We start from the raw sequence: 19,996 nt of genomic DNA on the forward strand, positions 1-19,996 counted from the left end.
AGCTGATCCTTGATCAACGATAATGAGGATAACGCCGTTGACAAATTCTTCTGGGACTCCATCGGCAGCGAAACTGCAAAAATCTCTTTTATTGGGCCATGTCATTGTTATAGGTCTTGCCTATATCCAGCCAATGACCTTATTCGATACTTTCGGAATGGTATCTGAAGCAAGTGCTCAACATGTACCCACTTCTTATTTTGTTGCCTTGTTAGCAGTGCTATTCACAGCACTTAGCTATGGTTATATGATTAAACGCTATCCATCTTCTGGATCAGCATATACTTATGTACAGCGTGCGGTGCATCCGAATGCAGGTTTTATGGTGGGTTGGTCATCCCTGCTCGACTATATTCTCAGTCCAATGGTCAATATTTTATTGGCAGTCATTTATTTGACCGACATGTTCCCAAGTGTCAATCACTGGGTTTGGGTCATTGGACTGACTGCATTTATGACATGGGTCAACTTGCGTGGTATTAAGTTTGTCGCCAACTTTAATGGTTTGATTGTCTTCTTCCAAATGTTGGTTATTGGGATCTTTGTATTTTTGATTGTCAAAGACTTATCCCTCGGTCATACCGCACAAACTGCAATGGGCTTATCAACAGCAAATAATGGTACCTTGGCTTCAACATCGCCTTTTTGGAGCGATAACGCAAAACTGGGTGCATTAATTTCTGGTGCTACCATTTTATGCTTCTCATTCACTGGCTTTGATGCTTTAAGCTCTTTGGCTGAAGAAACCCATGAAACAGATAAAGTATTGCCTAAAGCGATTTTCCTAACTGCACTCATTGCAGGAGTTGTGTTTATAGTCGCGACTTACTTTATGCAGTTATATTTCCCTGGCAATCCAGCACAGTACTTCTCAGACGTCAATGCAACCCAGCCTGACATCTTACGGATTGTCGGTGGTGAAATGTTCAAATCTGTAATTCTGTCATTTGCAATTGTGACCGTCATGGCATCAGGGATTTCTGCACATGCAGGTGTTTCACGCTTAATGTATGTTATGGGTCGTGATGGTATTTTTAACAAAAAATATTTTGGCCACCTGAGTTCAAAAAGCCATGCTCCTACATTCAACATTATTCTAGTGGGTGTGATTGCACTTTCTGCGGGTTTTACAGATCTTGACCATGTCATCAACTTGATTAGCTTTGGTGCACTCACTGCATTTAGTTTTGTAAACCTCTGCGTGGTTTCACAGTATGTATTACGTGAAGGCCGCACCAAAACACCAGCTGATATTTTCCGCTACTTGGTCATTCCAATGCTTGGTTTTATCTCGATTGGTGCTTTGTGGATTCAGATCAATCACACTGCATTGCAATGGGGTCTTGTTTGGGCTGTGATTGGTATCTTATTCCTTGGCTATAAAACCAAAGGCTTTAAAATTCCACCACCGCAGTATAAACACGACTAAACCATTCAATAAAAAACCAGCACTAGGCTGGTTTTTTATTGCTTTCATTTTTAAGCCTGAGCTTTGAATTAGCCCACTAACTTTTCAGTAATCGCTAAAACACGTTTTGCATATGCTTTTGCAGTGTCTAAATCCCCCGATGGAATTTCATCAACGCTTGCATCTGCTGGAGACTGTACTAAAAGACCAACTGAACCACCTAGGTTATTGATATCTTGACGCGTTGCAGCTTTAGTATTGGAAGGTAGCAAGCCTAAACTTACCCAAAGGCCACCATGCTGTGATGCCAAAGTTTGTAATTGAATGAGTGTAACTTGCTTATCCCCACCAAGACTTGCGCTATTGGTAAAACCTGCAAATACTTTATCTTTCCAAGCTTGAGTGAACCATGCTTTTGAAGTCGCATCAGCAAATTTCTTAAACTGCCAAGGTGCTGTTCCCATATACGTTGGTGCACCAAATACAATCGCATCTGCCTGATTTAGTGTTTCCCAATCTGCTTCCTGAATATCTCCATTTGCATCGATTGCGATCAATTGTGCTGCAATTTCATTTGCGAAAGTTTCTGCAACCACTTTCGTATGACCATAACCAGAAAAATAAACCACTGCCACTTTTGCCATGAGTATGAACCTATGTTTTTATCAAAGAATCGTTATATAATATATTTTAGAAACTAGGTGTCAATTAGTTACCTAGTAGTAACTAGATACTTCTAAAACATACGAGAGGTTAAAGCGTATGAATCAAGCGCTCTGTTATAATGTATATCAGCAAAATTGCCCTGCTCGGTTATTTTTTGAAACTTTGGCAGATAAATGGGTATTACTCATTATGAATGGCTTAGAGAAAGGACCTAAGCATTTCAATTTATTAAAGAAAAATATTGAGGGCATTTCCCCCAAAGTCTTGTCACAAAAACTCAAAAAGCTAGAACGAGATGGATTTATTCAGCGTAAAGTAATCGAAACATCGACTTTACGAGTTGAGTATTCGCTCACTGAATTTGGTTTAGATTTCGCAAGGACAGCGTATCAGATGAAGGAATGGGCTGAGTCAAATATTGAGCATGTACTACAAGCCCAACAACGTTACGATGTACTCAATCAAGCCGAAGCCTGATTGAGAAATCAATCTATTAGAGCGGTTTAAAGCCTTGTTGGCGCCAAGCTTCGTATACAATGACTGCTGTCGCGTTAGACAAATTCAAGCTGCGAGAATTTTCTGCCATAGGTAAACGAATCCACTGTTCTTGTGGAAACATCAAACGGACATGCTCAGGCAAACCACGTGTTTCAGGCCCCATCAACAAAGCTACAGGACGATTCAAATCGACTGTATGTGGTGTTGCTGAACCCTTAGTGGTCAGTGGGAAAATATGCTCTATGCCCTGACTGTGCAAGTTCTCAAGGCATTGCTCAAAATTATCCCAAATTTTCATACGAGCATATTCGTGATAGTCCAAACCAGCGCGCTTTAATTTTTTATCATCGAGCTCAAAACCTAATGGTTTGACCAGATGTAACTGCGCACCTGTATTGGCACATAAACGAATAATATTTCCTGTATTACTTGGAATTTCAGGCTCGTACAAAACCACATGAATCACAACATTTCTCGACTTTATCTAGAGCGTTACAGCCATTATTGCCACTGTAACTGTTCACGTAAACGCACCACTTCCCCAATAATCGTCAGGGTTGGTGCATGAATTTCATATTCGGCAACTTTACTGGCAATATCAGCCAGTGTTCCGACCAATACTTTTTGCTCTGGCGTTGTACCTTTGGAAATCAGCGCCACAGGCATATCTGGACGTTGCCCATGTGCAATTAACTCTTGGCTAATTTTCTCTAAACCCACCAAACCCATATAAAGCACTAACGTTTGGTTTTCATAAACCAGTTCATTCCAAGGTAGTTCTGGTGAACCTTCCTTTAAATGACCTGTCAGAAAACGTACACTTTGCGCATAGTCACGATGTGTAAGCGGAATCCCTGCATACGCAGAACAACCAGAAGCGGCTGTAATTCCTGGTACCACTTGGAATGGCACACCTGCTGCAAATAGTTCCTGAATTTCTTCGCCACCTCGCCCAAAAATAAAGGGATCTCCACCTTTTAAGCGACAGACACGTTTACCTTGCTGAGCATATTGCACCAAGAGTGCATTAATTCCATCCTGCGGCACACTATGGTTAGAGCGCGCTTTACCCACATAGACTTTTTCAGCATCGCGGCGACACAGTTCTAAGATCGGTTTAGACACCAGACGATCGTAAATCACCACATCCGCTTGCTGCATAAGACGTAATGCTTTAAGGGTTAGCAGCTCTGGATCACCAGGCCCTGCACCAACCAAATACACTTCACCTTTGGGTGCAGTCCACTCAGCCAATGCCTGTTGCAGCATGTGATCTGCAACATCTAAATTATCATTAAAGACTTGCTCTTTGAGTGGGCTTGCATACAAATCTTCCCAAAACACGCGGCGCTGGTCAGGGTTCGGAATTTTTTCTTTGACCTGTTTACGCCAATGCCCTGAGAATTGGGCAAGCTTACCTAAAGCATGTGGCAACAATGCTTCAATTTGTGTACGTAGCTGACGAGAGAGTACAGGAGATGCACCATTTGAAGCGACAGAAACCACCAAAGGCGAACGGTCAATAATTGCGGGCATCATGAAACGACAATGCGGAATATCATCCACACTATTGACCAGCAAATTGTGCTGTTCACCTAAAGTAAATACACGGTGATTGACATCTGGAACATTGGTGGCTGCGATCACCAAGCGATAAGGATGCAAAAGGTCATTTTCAGTAAATGCATGCTGCAAAAACTGTCCTGAAGATTGCTCAACAATCTCAAGCAAATTGGCATCGATCTCAGGTGCAACCACATCAATGATTGCCCCTGCCTTGTGTAACAAAACCGCTTTACGGTAGGCAATTCGCCCACCGCCCACGATCAAACAGCGTTGCTGCTGCAACTTAAGTGAAATTGGGAAAATTTCCACAGCAAACCTCTAGTCCTTTAATCTGATCGTTTTCAAGCAAGAATCGTGCACGAAATTAATCAATATATTCCGCACCACCCATATACGGGCGTAAAACTTCAGGAACAGTAATTTTACCATCGGCTTGTTGATAGTTTTCCATCACAGCCAACAAGGTACGGCCTACTGCCAAACCTGAACCATTTAAAGTATGAACCAATTCAAGTTTCTTTTGATCGACACGATAACGTGCTTTCATACGGCGTGCTTGGAAGTCACCCATGTTTGAGCAGCTTGAAATTTCACGGTACGTGTTTTGGCTTGGCACCCAAACTTCCAGATCATAAGTTTTGGTTGCACCAAAGCCCATGTCACCACCACAAAGAACGATCTTGCGATACGGTAGGCCCAATGCTTGCAAGATACCTTCGGCATGTGAAGTCAATTCTTCCAAGGCTTGCATCGAAGTTTCAGGCTTCACGATTTGCACCATTTCAACTTTGTCGAACTGATGCTGACGAATTAGACCGCGTGTATCACGTCCATAAGAACCCGCTTCACTACGGAAACATGGAGTATGTGCCGTGTATTTTAGCGGTAAGCGATCTGCATCAATGATCTCATCACGAACAAAGTTGGTGATTGGCACTTCTGCTGTTGGGATCAGATAATATTCTTTCTCACCTTTTAATTTGAATAAATCTTCTTCAAATTTAGGCAATTGACCAGTACCACGTAAAGTATCAGCATTCACCAAATAAGGTACATACGCTTCGGTATAACCATTTTTCAGTGTATGTGTGTCGAGCATGAACTGGGTCAAAGCACGTTGTAAACGAGCAAGCGGCCCTTTGAGTACACTGAAACGTGAACCTGTTAATTTGGTTGCAGTTTCAAACTCTAAACCACCCATCCACTCGCCTAGGTCGGTATGATCTTTAATTTCAAAATTAAATTCGCGAGGTGTACCCCACTTATAGACTTCGACATTATCGCTTTCATCTTTACCATTTGGCACAGATTCATCGGGCAAGTTTGGAATCGACAAGGCTTTTTGCTCGATTTCATTTTGCAATTCAGCAAGCTCAACTTCAGCCGCTTTAATTTCATCAGAAATAGCCTGCATACGGGTCATGATTTCGGAGGCATCGCCACCCGCTTTTTTGATTTGCCCGACTTGTTTAGCGCCTGCGTTACGTTCTGCTTGTAAGTTTTCAGTGTTCGACTGAATTTGTTTACGACGAGATTCTAAAGCCGCCCATTCTTCAACATTCAGTTGAACACCACGTTTGGCAAGCGCTGCATTTACCGCCTCAATATTATTTCTCAGTAATTTCGGGTCAATCATAACCAATCAAATTGCATAAAATAGACTGGGTATAGTGTAAGCGGTTCATTCTAAAAAATACAGTCACCTGTGATGAATCATGCAGCAGCACGTGATGCGCTCAGATCATTTTGGTAAGTATTCGGAATCAATCAAACCTTTCGCCTGTGAATATGGCAGTGTTAACTCGGTCATTCCTTCTGAATAAGGTGCCAATTCATACAATGGATAAACAAAGACAATTCCATGCACACCAAAATAGAAGTTATCGGTAATTTCTAACTTATTTTTGGCAAGATGATGCTGGGCAAACCAGTTTTGATTGGCTTCGTATAAAGCATTGAGAAGTTTCTGCTGCACCTGAGTTTGTAACAGATCATCAACCATAATTCGCTTTTTGGTTTTTAAATCAAAAATCACATATTCCTTGTGATACATGCCGTGGGCTGCACCTTGATTATAAGTTTCAGACTCAATCACAAATGATGCAATATTGGCATTTTGCCCCAAATAACGCACAGTATAAGTATTCGAACTTTGCGTTAAATGTGCAGCTTGACTCACCGTTGGTTCAGAAGCTGGTGGGTTAAATGCCATAGGCAAGTCTTTTTGCAATCGTTTCAAAAAGAACTGATCAATCCAGTCTACATTGGTTTTTATGGTTGCCAATTGATAAGCGGTACATTCGTCTTTTTCACACACTTCAACTTTAGGTAAAACAATCGGCTGAGTTTTTGCTTGAATCAGAGGAATATCTTGTTCTTTGGATTGAGTCTGAACACTAGCAGCATCCGACTTTGCCCCAGAGCTATGACTAGACTCATGGCAAGCACTCAATAAGCTCACAAATATTAGCCCTGCACAGCAGCTTAGTATCTTATGCTTATGATTCAACATACAATTCTCACAAATTCAGCAGTTCTGTCACTATAAGTGATTTCAGCAGACAACTATGTTGCATTCTTGCTAAACAAAAAAACCTGCACTTGGCAGGTTTTTCTAATTTAAAAACAACATTATTGATCAATAATGTCGGTTCCTTTAGGCGGTGTAAAGTTAAAGGTCGATGCTGGAATACTGACATTCTTCGCCGCATTCGTGAAGCGGATGGTTGTTGTTTGACCTAAAGAATCATTCAATACCATATAGGCTGGTGTGCCATTGCCCGCGAAGCTAATACTTAAATTCTGAAATGCGCTGTCTTTTGCTTTAGGTGTCAGTGTGTAATACGTTTTATTATGATCAGGCTGGGTTACACGGTAAGATTTCATAATCTGACTGGTATTACCAGATAAAAGCAATGCAGGTGTATTGGCAACCTGATCGCTCAAGCTTTGACGAACAGCTTGCTGTAAATCTGGATCATAAATCCAAACGGTTTTACCTGTTGTCACAATGGTCTGTTTCGATGGAACCGTTGTTTCCCAGAAGAATTTACCTGGACGAGAAACTTTCATAACACCACGAAAGGTCTGATTTAGATGCTGAGCAGTCAAACCTTTTTTCTGAACCGTTTTTTTACCACTGCTTTTGGTCGTTTGTTCGAAATTGGCAGTCATACTATGCAAGCTACTGAGCTGTTTTACCAAGTTCTGAGTTGCCTGTTGTTCTGAAGCTGGTGCTGCGAAAACCGTTGTACTTACTACTGGAGCTAAAGTGACAGCACCAAGTGCCACAGCACAAAATGTTTTACGAAGCATATTCATTGATTCACCTTTTTCTTTATAAATGCAGTTGCATTGGGTGTCATACTAACCCAGTTCAGAAGATCTAAGAACACAGAATATAAGCAATTTTGTATTTGTTATAGCGCCTGTTTGTGAGCATTTTATCTACTTATGAATAAAATATGAAAAATTAAGACATAAAAAAAGCCTGCAAAAGCAGGCTTTTTTCAATCAAAGCTTATACAGCTTCAATTTTTACGTAGCGACGGCCAAACTGACCTTTCACTTCGAATTTTACTACGCCGTCAGCAGTAGCAAATAAAGTATGGTCGCGGCCCATACCAACATTTGCACCAGCGTGGAATTCTGTACCACGTTGACGAACGATGATGCTTCCAGCAGTTACAGTTTGACCACCGTAAGCTTTAACACCTAGCATTTTTGGGTTTGAATCACGACCGTTACGTGTCGAACCACCGGCTTTCTTGTGAGCCATGTCTCTTACTCCTCGTGATTAGCCTGAAATACCAGTAATTTTCAACTCGGTAAACCATTGACGGTGACCTTGTTGTTTACGGTAGTGTTTACGACGACGCATTTTTACGATGCGGATTTTGTCGTGACGACCATGACCAACCACTTCTGCAGTTACTTTAGCGCCAGCAACAACTGGAGCACCGATTTGAATGCTTTCGCCGTTTACAACCATAAGTACATCGTCAAATGTAACAGTTGAACCAGTTTCAGCTTTTAACAATTCTACTTTAAGGGTTTCACCCTCAACCACACGGTGCTGTTTACCACCGCTTTGGATTACTGCGTACATAACGTACTCCAACCTAGCCCGTGTCGTCGTGTCAATAAAGGGATATATTGATCTTAAAACGAACGCCACTGGGGATATAAAGGGCTAGTATTTTAAGTAAAAAACATACAAACAACAAGTAGGCATATTTATTTTTATAAAGAAAAACTTAAAATAACCTAAATACATGTTTTTTATATTTTTTTAATTATTATTTTTAAATAAAAAACCAAGAGCTAAGAAAAACATCTATTTTATGGTATAAATCATGCTTTCAGTCACAACGTACTTGCTTGTGACAAGCAGTATAAAAACGTTTTAAATAGATTTCAGGTTTTATGTTTATGGCCATCGATTTTAAGCAAGATATTCTCGCCCCTGTTGCTGCTGACTTTGCTGCAATGGATACATTCATCAATGAAGGAATTAGCTCAAAAGTCGCTTTGGTCATGTCCGTAAGCAAACATGTTGTGGAAGCTGGTGGTAAACGCATGCGTCCTATTATGTGTTTACTTGCTGCCCAAGCCTGCGGTGAAACTGATTTAACACGCACTCAACGCCTCGCTGCAGTCATTGAAATGTTACATACGGCGACTTTAGTGCATGATGATGTGGTCGATGAATCCAACTTGCGTCGTGGTCGCCCAACAGCCAATGCGACATGGAACAATCAAACCGCGGTATTAGTTGGTGACTTCCTGATCGCACGCTCTTTTGACTTATTGGTCGATCTCAACAATATGACCTTATTGAAAGACTTTTCTACAGGCACATGCGAAATTGCCGAGGGTGAAGTCCTTCAGCTGCAAGCTCAACACCAACCTGACACGACTGAAGAAACCTATCTCAGCATTATTCATGGTAAAACTTCGCGTTTATTCCAATTGGCTACCGAAGGCGCAGCGATTTTGGCGGGTAAATCAGAATACCGTCAGGCACTTCAAGCTTATGCAGGACATTTTGGAAATGCTTTCCAAATTATTGATGATATTTTGGACTATACCTCTGATGCTGAAACATTAGGTAAAAATATCGGTGATGATTTAATGGAAGGTAAACCGACTTTGCCATTAATCTCAGCATTAAATAAAACCTCAGGTTCAGACCACGAGATTATTCGTAAGAGCATTGCAACTGGCGGTTTATCTGATCTTGAACACGTCATTCATATTGTTCAAAATTCTGGTGCTTTGGATTATTGTCGTTTGCGTGCTCAACAAGAAACCCAACTTGCGATTGATGCTTTAACCATTTTACCAGAGAGCGTTGCTCGTCAGGCTTTATATAATCTAGCCATGCTCGCGCTGGATCGTATTCAATAATAGACTGCGTTGAGATGACCCAACAATCTGTCACCCAAATCCTGATTTCCCTTCAACAGCAGCTTGAGCATCCTCAAACTGCTGTTCATGAACAAATACTGATTGATCTCGTTCAACATCTACGCCCAGAAAACCCTCACAATGGGCAAGAAATCAAATTAAAATTTAGTGCTTTACTTCATGCCTTGCTACAAACTCCGCATAGTGTGGTGAGCCTACAACAATATTTACTACGACTTTTACTGCAATATCGCCAAACCAAACTCTATGCCGATAGTGGAATTTTATCACTAGATGGCTTCTGGAATCAGCTTGGTCAACGCTTTGTCTCTCGCATCTTGCCTCCTGTCAGTGATCAAACTCAGTTACAGAATTTGCTTGAGAAAGTTTTCTATCTGGCAACAGATCGTTTCTGGTTAGAACAAATTGAGCCAGTCCAATGGCAAATGTTATTTCAGCTTTTTGACAGCAATCAAAACAACCAGCAACAAAAAAACCTGCTCAAACAAGACCTGATTAAGGCCATTAATGTACTTAGTTACCGCATTAGCGGCATTGGTTTATTTCCAGAACTCATTTACGCAGAACCAAAACTCACAGAATACGAATCTCCTTTTATTGCTCAAAACCGAGAAATTGTTGGTTTTATTGATAAATTCAACCAATCATTTTCTCATTCTCATCAAATCGGAGTGTATAGCCCGCCCGATGCAGCACAAGCATTTGTGATGATCGAACAATGCTTAGTGATTGTGAGCAATATTCGAAAATCCACCAAGCGTATTGGTGTCAGCCTAAACCTGACCTATCTATTGACTGTTTTGGAACAGAGTCTAGAACGTCTAGAGCTATTACTTAAACTACTTCACGGCCAAACAGAACAACGGGCAGATGCGATTCATGAACTAATTAATGACTTGGTTACAGCCAATCACAATGAAAAAAGTGTCGGGGCATTACTCTCTGCAAACAGCGAACTTCTTGCTTTTCAGGTGACAGAAAATGCCAGTAAAACGGGTGAACATTATGTGAGTAGTGACAAAAAAGGCTTCTTTGAGATGTATTGGGCAGCTGCAGGTGCAGGCTGTATCATCGCCTTTATGGCCACATTAAAGATTCTATTGTCACGTCTCACCCTTGCTCCGTTCACACATGCACTCAGCTATAGCCTGAATTATGCATTTGGTTTCGTCTTTATTCATATCCTGCATTTTACGGTTGCAACCAAACAGCCCGCGATGACCGCAGCAGCTCTTGCCGCAACAGTTCAACAGCGTAAAGGTTCACGTACAGCACAACTTGCTGAACTGGCTGAGCTCATTGTGAATATTATCCGAACTCAGTTCATCGCGATTTTGGGCAATATTTCAATCGCAATCCCGATTGCTGCGCTCATCACCTGGTTCTGGCAACATGTTCTTGATAAACCATTAATGAAACATGCCAAAGCTGCCGATTTATTGCATAGCCTTGATCCATTTACATCACTGGCGATTCCTCATGCAGCGATTGCTGGCGTCTGCTTGTTTTTATCAGGCTTAATTGCAGGTTACTTCGATAACATGGCTATTTATCGAAAAATAGGTCCACGCCTTAAAGCACATCAAGGTTTACGACACTGGCTTGGAGAAAAGCAGCAAATCAAATTCGCAGATTATATCGAACGTAATCTCGGGGCACTGGCAGGTAACTTCCTTTTTGGCATCATGTTGGGCAGTATGGGAACCATTGGCTTTATTTTAGGATTGCCCTTAGATATTCGCCATATTGCTTTTGCTTCTGCAAATTTAGTCCAAGGTTTAATGTCGATTAATGAAACACCCGATTTAGGACTGATTTTGATCTCAAGTCTTGGTGTATTATTGATTGGACTCACCAACTTGTTTGTCAGTTTCACACTGACGATTATTGTGGCGCTTCGTGCTCGACAAGTCCGCTTTGAACAATGGAAGCCGCTTGCCAAACTAGTACTTACCCATTTTTTCACTCGACCAATTGATTTTATTTGGCCGCCAAAAACCTTACCCGAATCCACAAATAATGCACAAAAATAACCGTAAAAAATTGTGGAAACAATTCTTTAATCAGGTTTTACATTTCAGGGAATAGAACTCTTTTTTGTTATGTTTGTTTGCTTAATGTTAAAAAAAACTTGAAATAAAATTACTATAAATTTTCAGACTTGAAAAAAAGTGTACTGGAAAGTACACTTTACAACTCTAAAATGCCGATGTTTGTTAACCTAAATTGCAAGGTTTCTGCATGCCCTATCTAATACTCTGTATTGGTTGTGTTTTTTTTATTTTCAGTGTCAGTGTACTGAATTTGACGCACACTCAAATCTTAGATAATCAAATTGTCAGAATATTGAGCCAGCATCGAATTGAGTGGTTAGATCCCATTGCAAAGTGTTTGTCTTATGTTGGTGGCATGCCTTTTGTATTGATATTTACCACACTTTGGTGTGTATATTGGTTCCGTATTCAACACTATGCGTTAGCCTTCACGATCATATTCGCTGTAACTGGAAGTGGTATTTTTGGCTGGATTTTAAAGTGGTCTTTTAATCGTCCACGTCCCGCTTCCATTTACCATATGGTCAATAGTTATGGTGCATCTTTTCCCAGTGCTCATAGCGTATATGCAGCCACACTTGCATGCCTTGCAATCATGATTTACCAACAGCATCAACATTTCCACAGTATTGCACTGATGTCCTGCATCTGGTTCATATTTATGGGAATTTCAAGAGTATATTTAGGCGTACACTACCCAACAGATGTATTGGCTGGTTGGGGAATAGGCTGTTTTTGGACTGCCCTCATCTGGCTTGGATTCAAACGGATTCACGTGAGTAAACAGTAATTTCATTTTTAGAAAAAATCTAAAAGAGGTGGAAGAATGATGTCAGCTAAGCTTTGGGTTCCAACCCTTACTGCTTGCGCATTAGCAACAAGTATCGCACTTGTTGGTTGTAGCAATGACAAAAAGGATGCGCAGCAAGCTGCCGCTTCCCAACAAGCACCAATGGTTGAAGTTGGTGTTATTGTTGCGCAACCGCAAAATGTGGAAAAAACAGTTGAACTCGCAGGTCGAACATCGCCTTATGAAGTCTCAGAGGTTCGACCTCAAACTGGCGGTGTTATCTTGAAACGTCTATTTGCAGAAGGCAGTTATGTCAAAGCTGGGCAACCACTTTATCAAATTGACTCTCGTGCTAACCGTGCCAGTGTAGAAAACTCTAAAGCATCTTTGCTTCAACAAGAAGCAAACTTGAATAGCTTGACCACCAAGATGAATCGTTATAACCAGTTGGTTGGCATTAATGCTGTTGCCAAACAGGACTATGATGACCTCGTTGGTGAAGTGAAAGTTGCTAAAGCCCAAGTCGAAGCAGCACGTGCAGCATTAGATACGGCTCAAATCAATCTTGGATACTCAACGATTCGCGCACCGATTTCAGGTCAAACTGACCGCTCATCGTTCACTGCGGGTGCACTCGTCACCGCAGGACAAAGTGATGCTTTGGTCAAAATCCAGCGTCTAGACCCGATTTATGTCGACATTACCCAGTCAAGTAGTGACTTGTTACGTCTACGCCAAGAATTGAAAAAAGGCAGCCTAGACAACAGTAACAATGCCAAGGTCAAACTCAAACTTGAAGATGGCAGCTTCTATAGCACTGAAGGTAATTTAGCATTTGCTGATGCCAGTGTTGATAGCGGCACAGGCAGCATTACGATTCGTGCAGTATTCTCGAACCCTGATCACTTGCTCCTTCCTGGTATGTATACAACAGCGCAAATTGTGGAAGGTGTGATTCCAAATGCCTACCTTGTGCCACAAATTGCGGTCTCTCGTACACCAGCAGGTCAAGCGACAGTATTTGTAGTCAATGCGAAAGGGGTTGTAGAAACACGCATCATCCAAACTTCAAGTACTCAAGGTCAAAACTGGATTGTCACTGGTGGTTTAAAATCAGGCGACAAAGTCGTAGTCGATGGCGTTGCAAAAATCAAAGAAGGTCAGGAAGTCAAAACCACACCGTATCAACCTGTGGCAGCGCCTGCAACAACACCCAACAACCCAGTTCCAAAACCAGCAAATGCTGCTTCACAAGCCCAAAGCTCATCTAAACAGCAAGCACATGCTTAAGGGGTAGATTGAATGGCTCGCTTTTTTATTCATCGCCCAATTTTTGCATGGGTGATTGCATTAGTCATTATGCTGGCAGGGATCATTTCCTTGACGCAAATGCCTATTGCACAATATCCAACCATTGCACCACCTAAGATTAGTATCTCTGCAACTTATACTGGTGCTTCGGCTGAAACGATTGAAAATACAGTAACTCAGGTGATTGAACAGCAGCTCAACGGACTGGATGGCCTACGCTATATCAGCTCACAGAGTATGTCTAATGGTTCTGTTACTATCGATGTAAACTTTAAGCAAGGTGTTAATGCTGATATTGCGCAAGTTCAAGTACAGAACAAAGTGCAAACAGCAACAGCCTCTTTGCCTGAAGCTGTACAACGTCAGGGCATTACCATCAAAAAATCTGGTGCAAGTTTCTTGCAAGTAATTGCATTCTATTCACCAAACAACAGTTTGTCTGATGCCTACATTAAAGACTATGTAAACTCAAACATTAAAGATCCTTTAAGCCGTGTCCAAGGGGTTGGTGAGGTTCAAGTCTTTGGTGGTCAATATGCAATGCGTATTTGGCTAGATCCAGCAAAATTGACCAACTATCAATTGACACCAAGTGATGTTAGCTCTGCAATTACTGCACAGAACTCACAAATTTCTGTCGGTCAAATCGGTGGTGCACCTGCTGTTAAAGGTCAGGTGATTAATGCAACCGTGAATACACAAGGTATGCTTCAAACGCCAGAGCAGTTTGAAAATATCATTGTTAAAACAACGTCATCTGGTGCAAAAGTTCTTCTCAAAGATGTTGCACGTGTTGAACTTGGTGCTGAAAACTATCAGTTTGAATCAAAATTCAATGGTAAACCTGCTGGTGGTATTGCAATTCGTTTAGCAACAGGTGCAAATGCATTAGACACAGCAAAAAATGTTGAAGCTGCGCTAGAAAAATTGCGTCCAAACTACCCTGCTGGTTTAAAAGACGATATTGCTTACGATACAACACCATTCGTAAAACTTTCGATTGAAAACGTGGTTCATACCCTTGTTGAAGCGATTGTTTTAGTGTTTATCGTCATGTTCTTGTTCTTACAAAACTGGCGAGCAACCATTATTCCAACTTTGGCAGTTCCAGTGGTTGTACTGGGTACGTTTGCAATTATTAACCTGTTTGGTTTCTCAATTAATACGTTATCCATGTTTGCCATGGTACTGGCGATTGGTCTGTTGGTGGATGATGCGATTGTTGTCGTGGAAAACGTCGAACGTGTCATGCAGGAAGAACATCTGGATCCTGTCACGGCGACCGAAAAGTCGATGGGGCAAATTACAGGGGCATTGATTGGTATTACCAGTGTTTTGACTGCCGTATTCTTCCCAATGGCCTTCTTCAGTGGTACGACAGGTGTAATTTATCGTCAGTTCTCACTAACGCTCGTCTCTGCCATGATTTTATCTTTAGTCATTGCACTGACCTTTACACCTGCACTATGTGCAACCATCCTCAAACAGCATGATCCAAATAAACCTGAAAGTAACAGTATTGTTGCTCGGTTCTTCCGTGGCTTTAACCATAGCTTTGACAAATTATCGCATAGCTATCAGAACGGTGTAGGCCGTATGACGCATAGCAAACTTCTTTCAGGGTTGTTCTATGCTGTTATTATTGGCATCTTAGGGTTCTTGTTTAAAGCGTTACCAACATCATTCCTTCCTGATGAAGATCAGGGCGTGATTATGACGTTAGTTCAGCTACCAAATAACGCAACCCTAGAGAGAACAACCAAGACACTCGATACCATTACACAGCATTTCTTAAATCAAGAGAAAGACAGTGTACAGTCAGTATTTAGTGTTGCAGGTTTCTCCTTCACAGGTCAGGGACAAAACCAAGGTCTTAACTTTGTTAAGTTAAAAGACTGGAGCCAGCGTAAAACACCAGAAACACAGATCGGTGCGCTCATTGGTCGTTCAATGGCGCTGAATGGCATGATCAAAGATGCCTCTATGATCTTCCCATTACAGTTACCTGCGATGCCAGAACTCGGTGTAAGTTCAGGCTTTGACTTCATGTTAAAGGACGCCAATGGTCAGGGTCATGAAAAACTCATGGCTGCCCGTAATGCAATATTAGGATTGGCTGCACAAGATAAACGTCTTATGGCTGTACGTCCAAATGGTATGCAAGATACGCCTCAGTATAAAATCGACATTGATCAGGCCAAAGCAACTGCTCAAGGCGTAACAGTGAGTGATATCAACAATACGATGAGTATTGCTTGGGGTAGTAGCTATGTAAATGACTTTGTTGACCGTGGTCGTATCAAGAAAGTTTACTTACAAGGTCAAGCAGATTCCCGCATGATGCCTGAAGATTTAAACAAATGGTATGTGCGAAATTCCAGCGGACAAATGGTGCCTTTCTCAAGCTTTGCAACAGGTCACTGGACTTATGGTTCTCCACGTCTTGAGCGTTACAATGGTGTTTCTTCTGTGAACATCCAAGGCTCACCTGCTGCTGGTGTAAGTTCAGGCGAAGCAATGAAAGCCATGGAAGAAATCATGCAAAAGCTGCCATCTATGGGCTTTAAAGGTTATGATTATGAGTGGACAGGTCTTTCATTAGAAGAGCAGGATTCTGGTAATCAAACGTTTGCATTGTATGCATTATCACTGTTACTTGTATTCTTCATTTTGGCAGCACTTTATGAAAGTTGGTCAATTCCATTTTCAGTCCTTCTCGTTGTTCCACTAGGCCTTATTGGTGCGGTTGTGCTGACTTACTGTGGCATGAAGCTGCTAGGAAACCCTAACTTATCCAATAACATTTACTTCAAAGTCGCGATTGTTGCTGTAATTGGTCTTTCTGCGAAAAATGCGATCTTGATTGTAGAGTTTGCCAAAGAGCTCCAAGAGAAAGGCGAGGAATTATTTACAGCAACTATGCACGCTGCTAAATTGCGTCTACGTCCAATTATTATGACGACATTGGCATTTGGTTTTGGTGTATTACCGCTTGCACTGTCTACAGGTGCTGGTGCTGGTAGCCAACACTCGGTAGGTTATGGTGTCATCGGTGGTGTCCTTAGTTCGACACTATTGGGTATTTTCTTTATTCCTGTATTCTTCGTTTGGATTCGTAGTATTTTTAAATACAAACCAAAGAATACAAATATTCAGGAGCATAAATCGTGATGCAAAACATATGGTCTCTTACAGGTCGTAGCATTGCCGTCTCCACACTTGCGTTTGCTTTGGCTGCCTGCCAAAGCATGCGTGGGCCAGAGCCTGTAGCAAAACCTGATATTCCAAATCAGTTTGCATCGAAAGCTACGGCAGGTACATCTGTTGCTGAGCAAGGCTACAAAGATTACTTCTCAGACCCACGTCTGTTGAAAGTCATTGAAATGAGTTTGGAAAATAACCGTGATTTGCGTACTGCTGCATTGAATATTCAAAAAGCGCAATTGCAATATCACGTCACTGAACTCAATCAGTTACCAACTGTGGGTACAGATGTCAGTTATACGCGTGCTCAAACAGCCAGCTCAAGCTGGAAACCTTACTCACTGTACCAAGTAAGTTTAGGTGTAACATCGTATGAATTAGACTTCTGGGGACGCGTCCGCAGTTTAAAAGATGCTGCGCTAGATACCTATTTGTCGACTCGTGCAGCCAAAGACTCGACCCAAATCAGCCTAATCAGTCAGGTTGCAGAAGCATGGGTAAGCTACTCGTATGCCAATGCCAACCTCAAACTGGCTCAGCAAACCCTGAAAGCTCAACAAGAATCGTATAACCTTAACAAGAAACGCTTCGATGTCGGTATTGATAGCGAAGTTCCACTTCGTCAATCACAGATTTCTGTTGAAACCGCACGTAGTGATGTTGGGAACTATCAAACTCAACTCGAACAAGCGAAAAACTTGCTAGATGTCTTAGTGGGTAAAATTGTGCCAAACGAGTTGTTGCCAACCGATACCGTGAAACAAATCACTTCACAGAAAGTATTGGCGGCTGGTTTACCAAGTGACTTGCTGAATAACCGTCCAGACATTATGTCGGCTGAATATCAGTTAAGTGCAGCAGGTGCAAATATTGGGGCGGCTAAAGCAGCGATGTTCCCAACCATTAGCTTGACTGCAAGTGCGGGTCTGGCAAGCTACCAGTTAAGCGACTTGTTCAAATCAGGTTCAACCATCTGGCAGTTTGCACCTACGCTTGATCTCCCAATCTTTGACTGGGGCACACGTAAAACCAATGTCAAAATTTCAAAAGTCGATCAACAACTGTATTTGACTGCTTATGAAAAATCGATTCAAACCGCTTTCCGCGAAGTGAATGATGTATTGGCAACCCGTGCACACATCAATGAGCGTTTGGCTGCACAGCGTAGTCTGGTTCAAGCGACCAACAAGAACTATGCGCTTTCAACAGCACGTTTCCGTGCTGGGATTGATAACTACTTGACGGTACTGGATGCACAGCGTTCCAACTACTCTGCGGCTCAAGGTTTACTTGCGCTTGAACAGACCAATCTGAATAATCAGATTGAACTGTACAAAACTCTCGGTGGTGGTGTAAAAGCCAACACTTCAGATCAGGTACAGTACCCTGCTTCAAGTGCAGAGCGTTATCAGAAAAAATAATTCTCTCCAATAAAAAAGCCCACGTTAAAGTGGGCTTTTTTATGACTTTTCGTTTAGCTCAAACAGTTACAGATCAGATTTTCACGTATCCAATTTATGAGCAATATTCTTCAAACTTAGATTATTTCACTTCAGCTTTACGAATTTGTTTATACAAAATGCTTGGAGCTAAGCGAGACAACATCACACCCAGTTTTTCCTTACGCCCACCAATCACAATATATTCCTGCTTTTGCAATAATGCTTTCACGGTCTGTTCAGCAAACTCATCAGCATCCAAGCCATGTTCAATCGCTTGATCTTGAAAACCTTGTGCTTCACCGTTACCCGTCAATGCATTGAGTGACACATTGGTTTTGACAAAACCTGGGAACACCACTGAAACATCAATACCCTGTGCAGCCACCTCGGCACGTAAACTGTTTGCCCACATATGAATCGCGGCTTTGGCTGCCGAATAAGTCGCACGATATTGTGTTCCGATCAGCCCTGCCACACTGGAAATAAACACCACATGACCAGATTTTTGCTTCAGTAAAGTCGGCAAAACCGCTTTGGTCATGGCCACATGGGCAAAATAATCTACTTCCATGATTTTTCGTTCAGTTTCCATTGAGGTGTCTTGAATCAGTGCGCGCTGACTGAGACCTGCATTATTGATCAGCCAGTCAATTTTGCCTTTTTCAGCCAAAACCTGCTGTAAAGCCTGTTCAATTTGCCCTGCATTGGTAATATCAAGCGGAATACATAAATGCTTGTCCTGATTTGGCAGCAATGCTTTGACCCGTTGCAACTCACTGTCACGACGCGCAGACAAAACCAATTGTGCACCCAATTCAGCAAAGGCTATCGCCAAAGCCTGTCCAATGCCAGAAGATGCCCCTGTGACCCAAACCACTTGATCTTGCAAATTTTGTGTTTTCATAAAGTACCTTATTGAACATGCTCGTCAAAAATCAAAAACCTCAGGAAATGCTCTATATAATAGGGCGCAACATGTAAATCCACTTCATTACCCAGTCCCTGTAAACGCTTATAGCCCATGTGCGTGGTCATTTGTATCACGCCATTTAAGGTTTTATCCACCACAAAGTTAAAATCAAGCATTTCTTTGGGAATACGAATGAGATGTGTCACCCCTTGGTCAATAATTTCAGTCAGTGCATGAAAGGCAGGACTAATCTGACTGGCATCACCTGCCTGAATCTTTTGAATGAATGTTAAAGTTTGATCAACCAATGCATCGGATACAGGATAGCGTAAAAACACCTGATCCTGTTCCAAGACAATACATTCCGCAAAATAATTAACAATGCCTGCCAAACGCGCATTACTAAGCAGCGCCACCGACCACGGTAAATATTTTTTTAAGGCATCGAGCACATGCTGCACGACTTTTTCAGACTCTTGGGCAATCTTATGCCCTTCTGGGCGCTGCACACGCTTCTTTTGCTGCATCAGCAAATCGACAAACACCTGCTGGATAATTTGTACGGCAACATCGGCAAGAAGTTGTCCCAATTCATGTGCCAGTTTATGTTTGGTTGCAGCATTGAACTGCTGTTGTAATGTCAAAAACTCTGCATAACTTTGCGGGTTGACCTGCAAACTGACCACATACCCCATAGAAAATCCTGCTTCAAACATC

The 19,996-nt window shown here is 41.9% G+C and carries 17 protein-coding genes and 1 pseudogene; 8 read left to right on the plus strand and 10 right to left on the minus strand.

From position 1 onward, the window contains the following. The first annotated feature begins 22 nt into the window (after positions 1-22). Positions 23-1,429 (plus strand): APC family permease, encoded by a 1,407-nt coding sequence (locus C1A47_RS09555; protein WP_111894756.1) that lies wholly within the window; start codon positions 23-25, stop codon positions 1,427-1,429. 68 nt (positions 1,430-1,497) lie between these two features. Here the strand turns inward: C1A47_RS09555 and C1A47_RS09560 are convergent, their stop codons facing one another. Then, entirely contained in the window at positions 1,498-2,052 is a 555-nt protein-coding gene (locus C1A47_RS09560; RefSeq protein ID WP_413772956.1) for a flavodoxin family protein, read from the minus strand. Between the two features lie 118 nt (positions 2,053-2,170). On the opposite strand from C1A47_RS09560, the gene C1A47_RS09565 reads away from it, so the two are divergent. Next, on the plus strand, positions 2,171-2,551 hold the full coding sequence (locus tag C1A47_RS09565; protein WP_111894760.1) for a winged helix-turn-helix transcriptional regulator: 381 nt from the start codon (positions 2,171-2,173) through the stop codon (positions 2,549-2,551). A 16-nt stretch (positions 2,552-2,567) separates the two neighbouring features. On the opposite strand, the gene C1A47_RS09570 is transcribed toward C1A47_RS09565, so the two are convergent. The 7 genes from C1A47_RS09570 to rplU all read right to left on the minus strand — a co-directional run bounded on the left by C1A47_RS09570 (position 2,568) and on the right by rplU (position 8,246). Further along, positions 2,568-3,038, minus strand: a complete 471-nt coding sequence (locus tag C1A47_RS09570) for a tRNA (cytidine(34)-2'-O)-methyltransferase (RefSeq protein ID WP_111894762.1) — start codon at positions 3,036-3,038, stop codon at positions 2,568-2,570. 35 nt (positions 3,039-3,073) lie between these two features. Next, positions 3,074-4,447, minus strand: coding sequence for a siroheme synthase CysG (gene cysG / locus C1A47_RS09575; RefSeq protein WP_111894764.1), 1,374 nt, complete (start codon positions 4,445-4,447; stop codon positions 3,074-3,076). Positions 4,448-4,502: 55 nt separating this feature from the next. Beyond that, positions 4,503-5,774 carry a serine--tRNA ligase gene (gene serS / locus C1A47_RS09580; RefSeq protein ID WP_111894766.1) on the minus strand — a complete coding sequence of 424 codons (1,272 nt, stop codon included), beginning with the start codon at positions 5,772-5,774 and terminating at the stop codon, positions 4,503-4,505. Between the two features lie 105 nt (positions 5,775-5,879). Next, positions 5,880-6,599, minus strand: coding sequence for an RsiV family protein (locus C1A47_RS09585; protein WP_227539763.1), 720 nt, complete (start codon positions 6,597-6,599; stop codon positions 5,880-5,882). Between the two features lie 170 nt (positions 6,600-6,769). Next, a complete protein-coding gene (gene lolA, locus C1A47_RS09590; RefSeq protein ID WP_111894770.1) occupies positions 6,770-7,459 on the minus strand; it encodes an outer membrane lipoprotein chaperone LolA in 690 nt (229 codons plus the stop codon). 199 nt (positions 7,460-7,658) lie between these two features. Further along, entirely contained in the window at positions 7,659-7,916 is a 258-nt protein-coding gene (gene rpmA / locus C1A47_RS09595; RefSeq protein ID WP_004899948.1) for a 50S ribosomal protein L27, read from the minus strand. 18 nt (positions 7,917-7,934) lie between these two features. After that, a complete protein-coding gene (gene rplU / locus C1A47_RS09600; protein WP_045792690.1) occupies positions 7,935-8,246 on the minus strand; it encodes a 50S ribosomal protein L21 in 312 nt (103 codons plus the stop codon). A gap of 323 nt (positions 8,247-8,569) precedes the next feature. On the opposite strand from rplU, the gene sdsA reads away from it, so the two are divergent. From sdsA to adeC, 6 genes and pseudogenes are all read left to right on the plus strand, one after another. Further along, a complete protein-coding gene (gene sdsA, locus C1A47_RS09605) occupies positions 8,570-9,547 on the plus strand; it encodes an All-trans-nonaprenyl-diphosphate synthase (protein WP_111894772.1) in 978 nt (325 codons plus the stop codon). 14 nt (positions 9,548-9,561) lie between these two features. Further along, positions 9,562-11,601 carry a site-specific recombinase gene (locus C1A47_RS09610; RefSeq protein ID WP_111894774.1) on the plus strand — a complete coding sequence of 680 codons (2,040 nt, stop codon included), beginning with the start codon at positions 9,562-9,564 and terminating at the stop codon, positions 11,599-11,601. Positions 11,602-11,809: 208 nt separating this feature from the next. Continuing rightward, positions 11,810-12,462: pseudogene (locus C1A47_RS09615) on the plus strand (phosphatase PAP2 family protein). Next, entirely contained in the window at positions 12,449-13,702 is a 1,254-nt protein-coding gene (locus C1A47_RS09620) for an efflux RND transporter periplasmic adaptor subunit (protein WP_171294364.1), read from the plus strand. Before C1A47_RS09615 ends, C1A47_RS09620 begins: the two are co-directional and overlap by 14 nt. Positions 13,703-13,714: 12 nt before the next feature. Next, entirely contained in the window at positions 13,715-16,894 is a 3,180-nt protein-coding gene (locus tag C1A47_RS09625; RefSeq protein ID WP_111894780.1) for an efflux RND transporter permease subunit, read from the plus strand. Then, positions 16,894-18,348 carry an AdeC/AdeK/OprM family multidrug efflux complex outer membrane factor gene (gene adeC, locus C1A47_RS09630; RefSeq protein ID WP_111894782.1) on the plus strand — a complete coding sequence of 485 codons (1,455 nt, stop codon included), beginning with the start codon at positions 16,894-16,896 and terminating at the stop codon, positions 18,346-18,348. The genes C1A47_RS09625 and adeC overlap by 1 nt, the downstream gene beginning before the upstream one ends. 121 nt (positions 18,349-18,469) lie before the next feature. On the opposite strand, the gene C1A47_RS09635 is transcribed toward adeC, so the two are convergent. Together C1A47_RS09635 and C1A47_RS09640 are read right to left on the minus strand one after the other, a co-directional pair. Then, entirely contained in the window at positions 18,470-19,273 is an 804-nt protein-coding gene (locus C1A47_RS09635; protein WP_111894784.1) for an SDR family oxidoreductase, read from the minus strand. A gap of 8 nt (positions 19,274-19,281) precedes the next feature. Then, positions 19,282-19,995, minus strand: a complete 714-nt coding sequence (locus C1A47_RS09640) for a hypothetical protein (RefSeq protein WP_227539764.1) — start codon at positions 19,993-19,995, stop codon at positions 19,282-19,284. Position 19,996 lies beyond the last annotated feature (1 nt).

The sequence above is a fragment of the Acinetobacter sp. MB5 genome (assembly GCF_003261585.1).
Lineage (GTDB): Bacteria > Pseudomonadota > Gammaproteobacteria > Pseudomonadales > Moraxellaceae > Acinetobacter.

Coding starts and splice junctions, on each gene's coding strand:
- C1A47_RS09555 (WP_111894756.1), top strand. CDS start 23: ATGAGGATAACGCCGTTGACAAATTCTTCTGGGACTCCATCGGCAGCG.
- C1A47_RS09560 (WP_413772956.1), bottom strand. CDS start 2,052: ATGGCAAAAGTGGCAGTGGTTTATTTTTCTGGTTATGGTCATACGAAA.
- C1A47_RS09565 (WP_111894760.1), top strand. CDS start 2,171: ATGAATCAAGCGCTCTGTTATAATGTATATCAGCAAAATTGCCCTGCT.
- serS (WP_111894766.1), bottom strand. CDS start 5,774: ATGATTGACCCGAAATTACTGAGAAATAATATTGAGGCGGTAAATGCA.
- lolA (WP_111894770.1), bottom strand. CDS start 7,459: ATGAATATGCTTCGTAAAACATTTTGTGCTGTGGCACTTGGTGCTGTC.
- rpmA (WP_004899948.1), bottom strand. CDS start 7,916: ATGGCTCACAAGAAAGCCGGTGGTTCGACACGTAACGGTCGTGATTCA.
- rplU (WP_045792690.1), bottom strand. CDS start 8,246: ATGTACGCAGTAATCCAAAGCGGTGGTAAACAGCACCGTGTGGTTGAG.
- sdsA (WP_111894772.1), top strand. CDS start 8,570: ATGGCCATCGATTTTAAGCAAGATATTCTCGCCCCTGTTGCTGCTGAC.
- C1A47_RS09610 (WP_111894774.1), top strand. CDS start 9,562: ATGACCCAACAATCTGTCACCCAAATCCTGATTTCCCTTCAACAGCAG.
- C1A47_RS09620 (WP_171294364.1), top strand. CDS start 12,449: ATGATGTCAGCTAAGCTTTGGGTTCCAACCCTTACTGCTTGCGCATTA.
- C1A47_RS09625 (WP_111894780.1), top strand. CDS start 13,715: ATGGCTCGCTTTTTTATTCATCGCCCAATTTTTGCATGGGTGATTGCA.
- adeC (WP_111894782.1), top strand. CDS start 16,894: ATGCAAAACATATGGTCTCTTACAGGTCGTAGCATTGCCGTCTCCACA.
- C1A47_RS09635 (WP_111894784.1), bottom strand. CDS start 19,273: ATGAAAACACAAAATTTGCAAGATCAAGTGGTTTGGGTCACAGGGGCA.
- C1A47_RS09640 (WP_227539764.1), bottom strand. CDS start 19,995: ATGTTTGAAGCAGGATTTTCTATGGGGTATGTGGTCAGTTTGCAGGTC.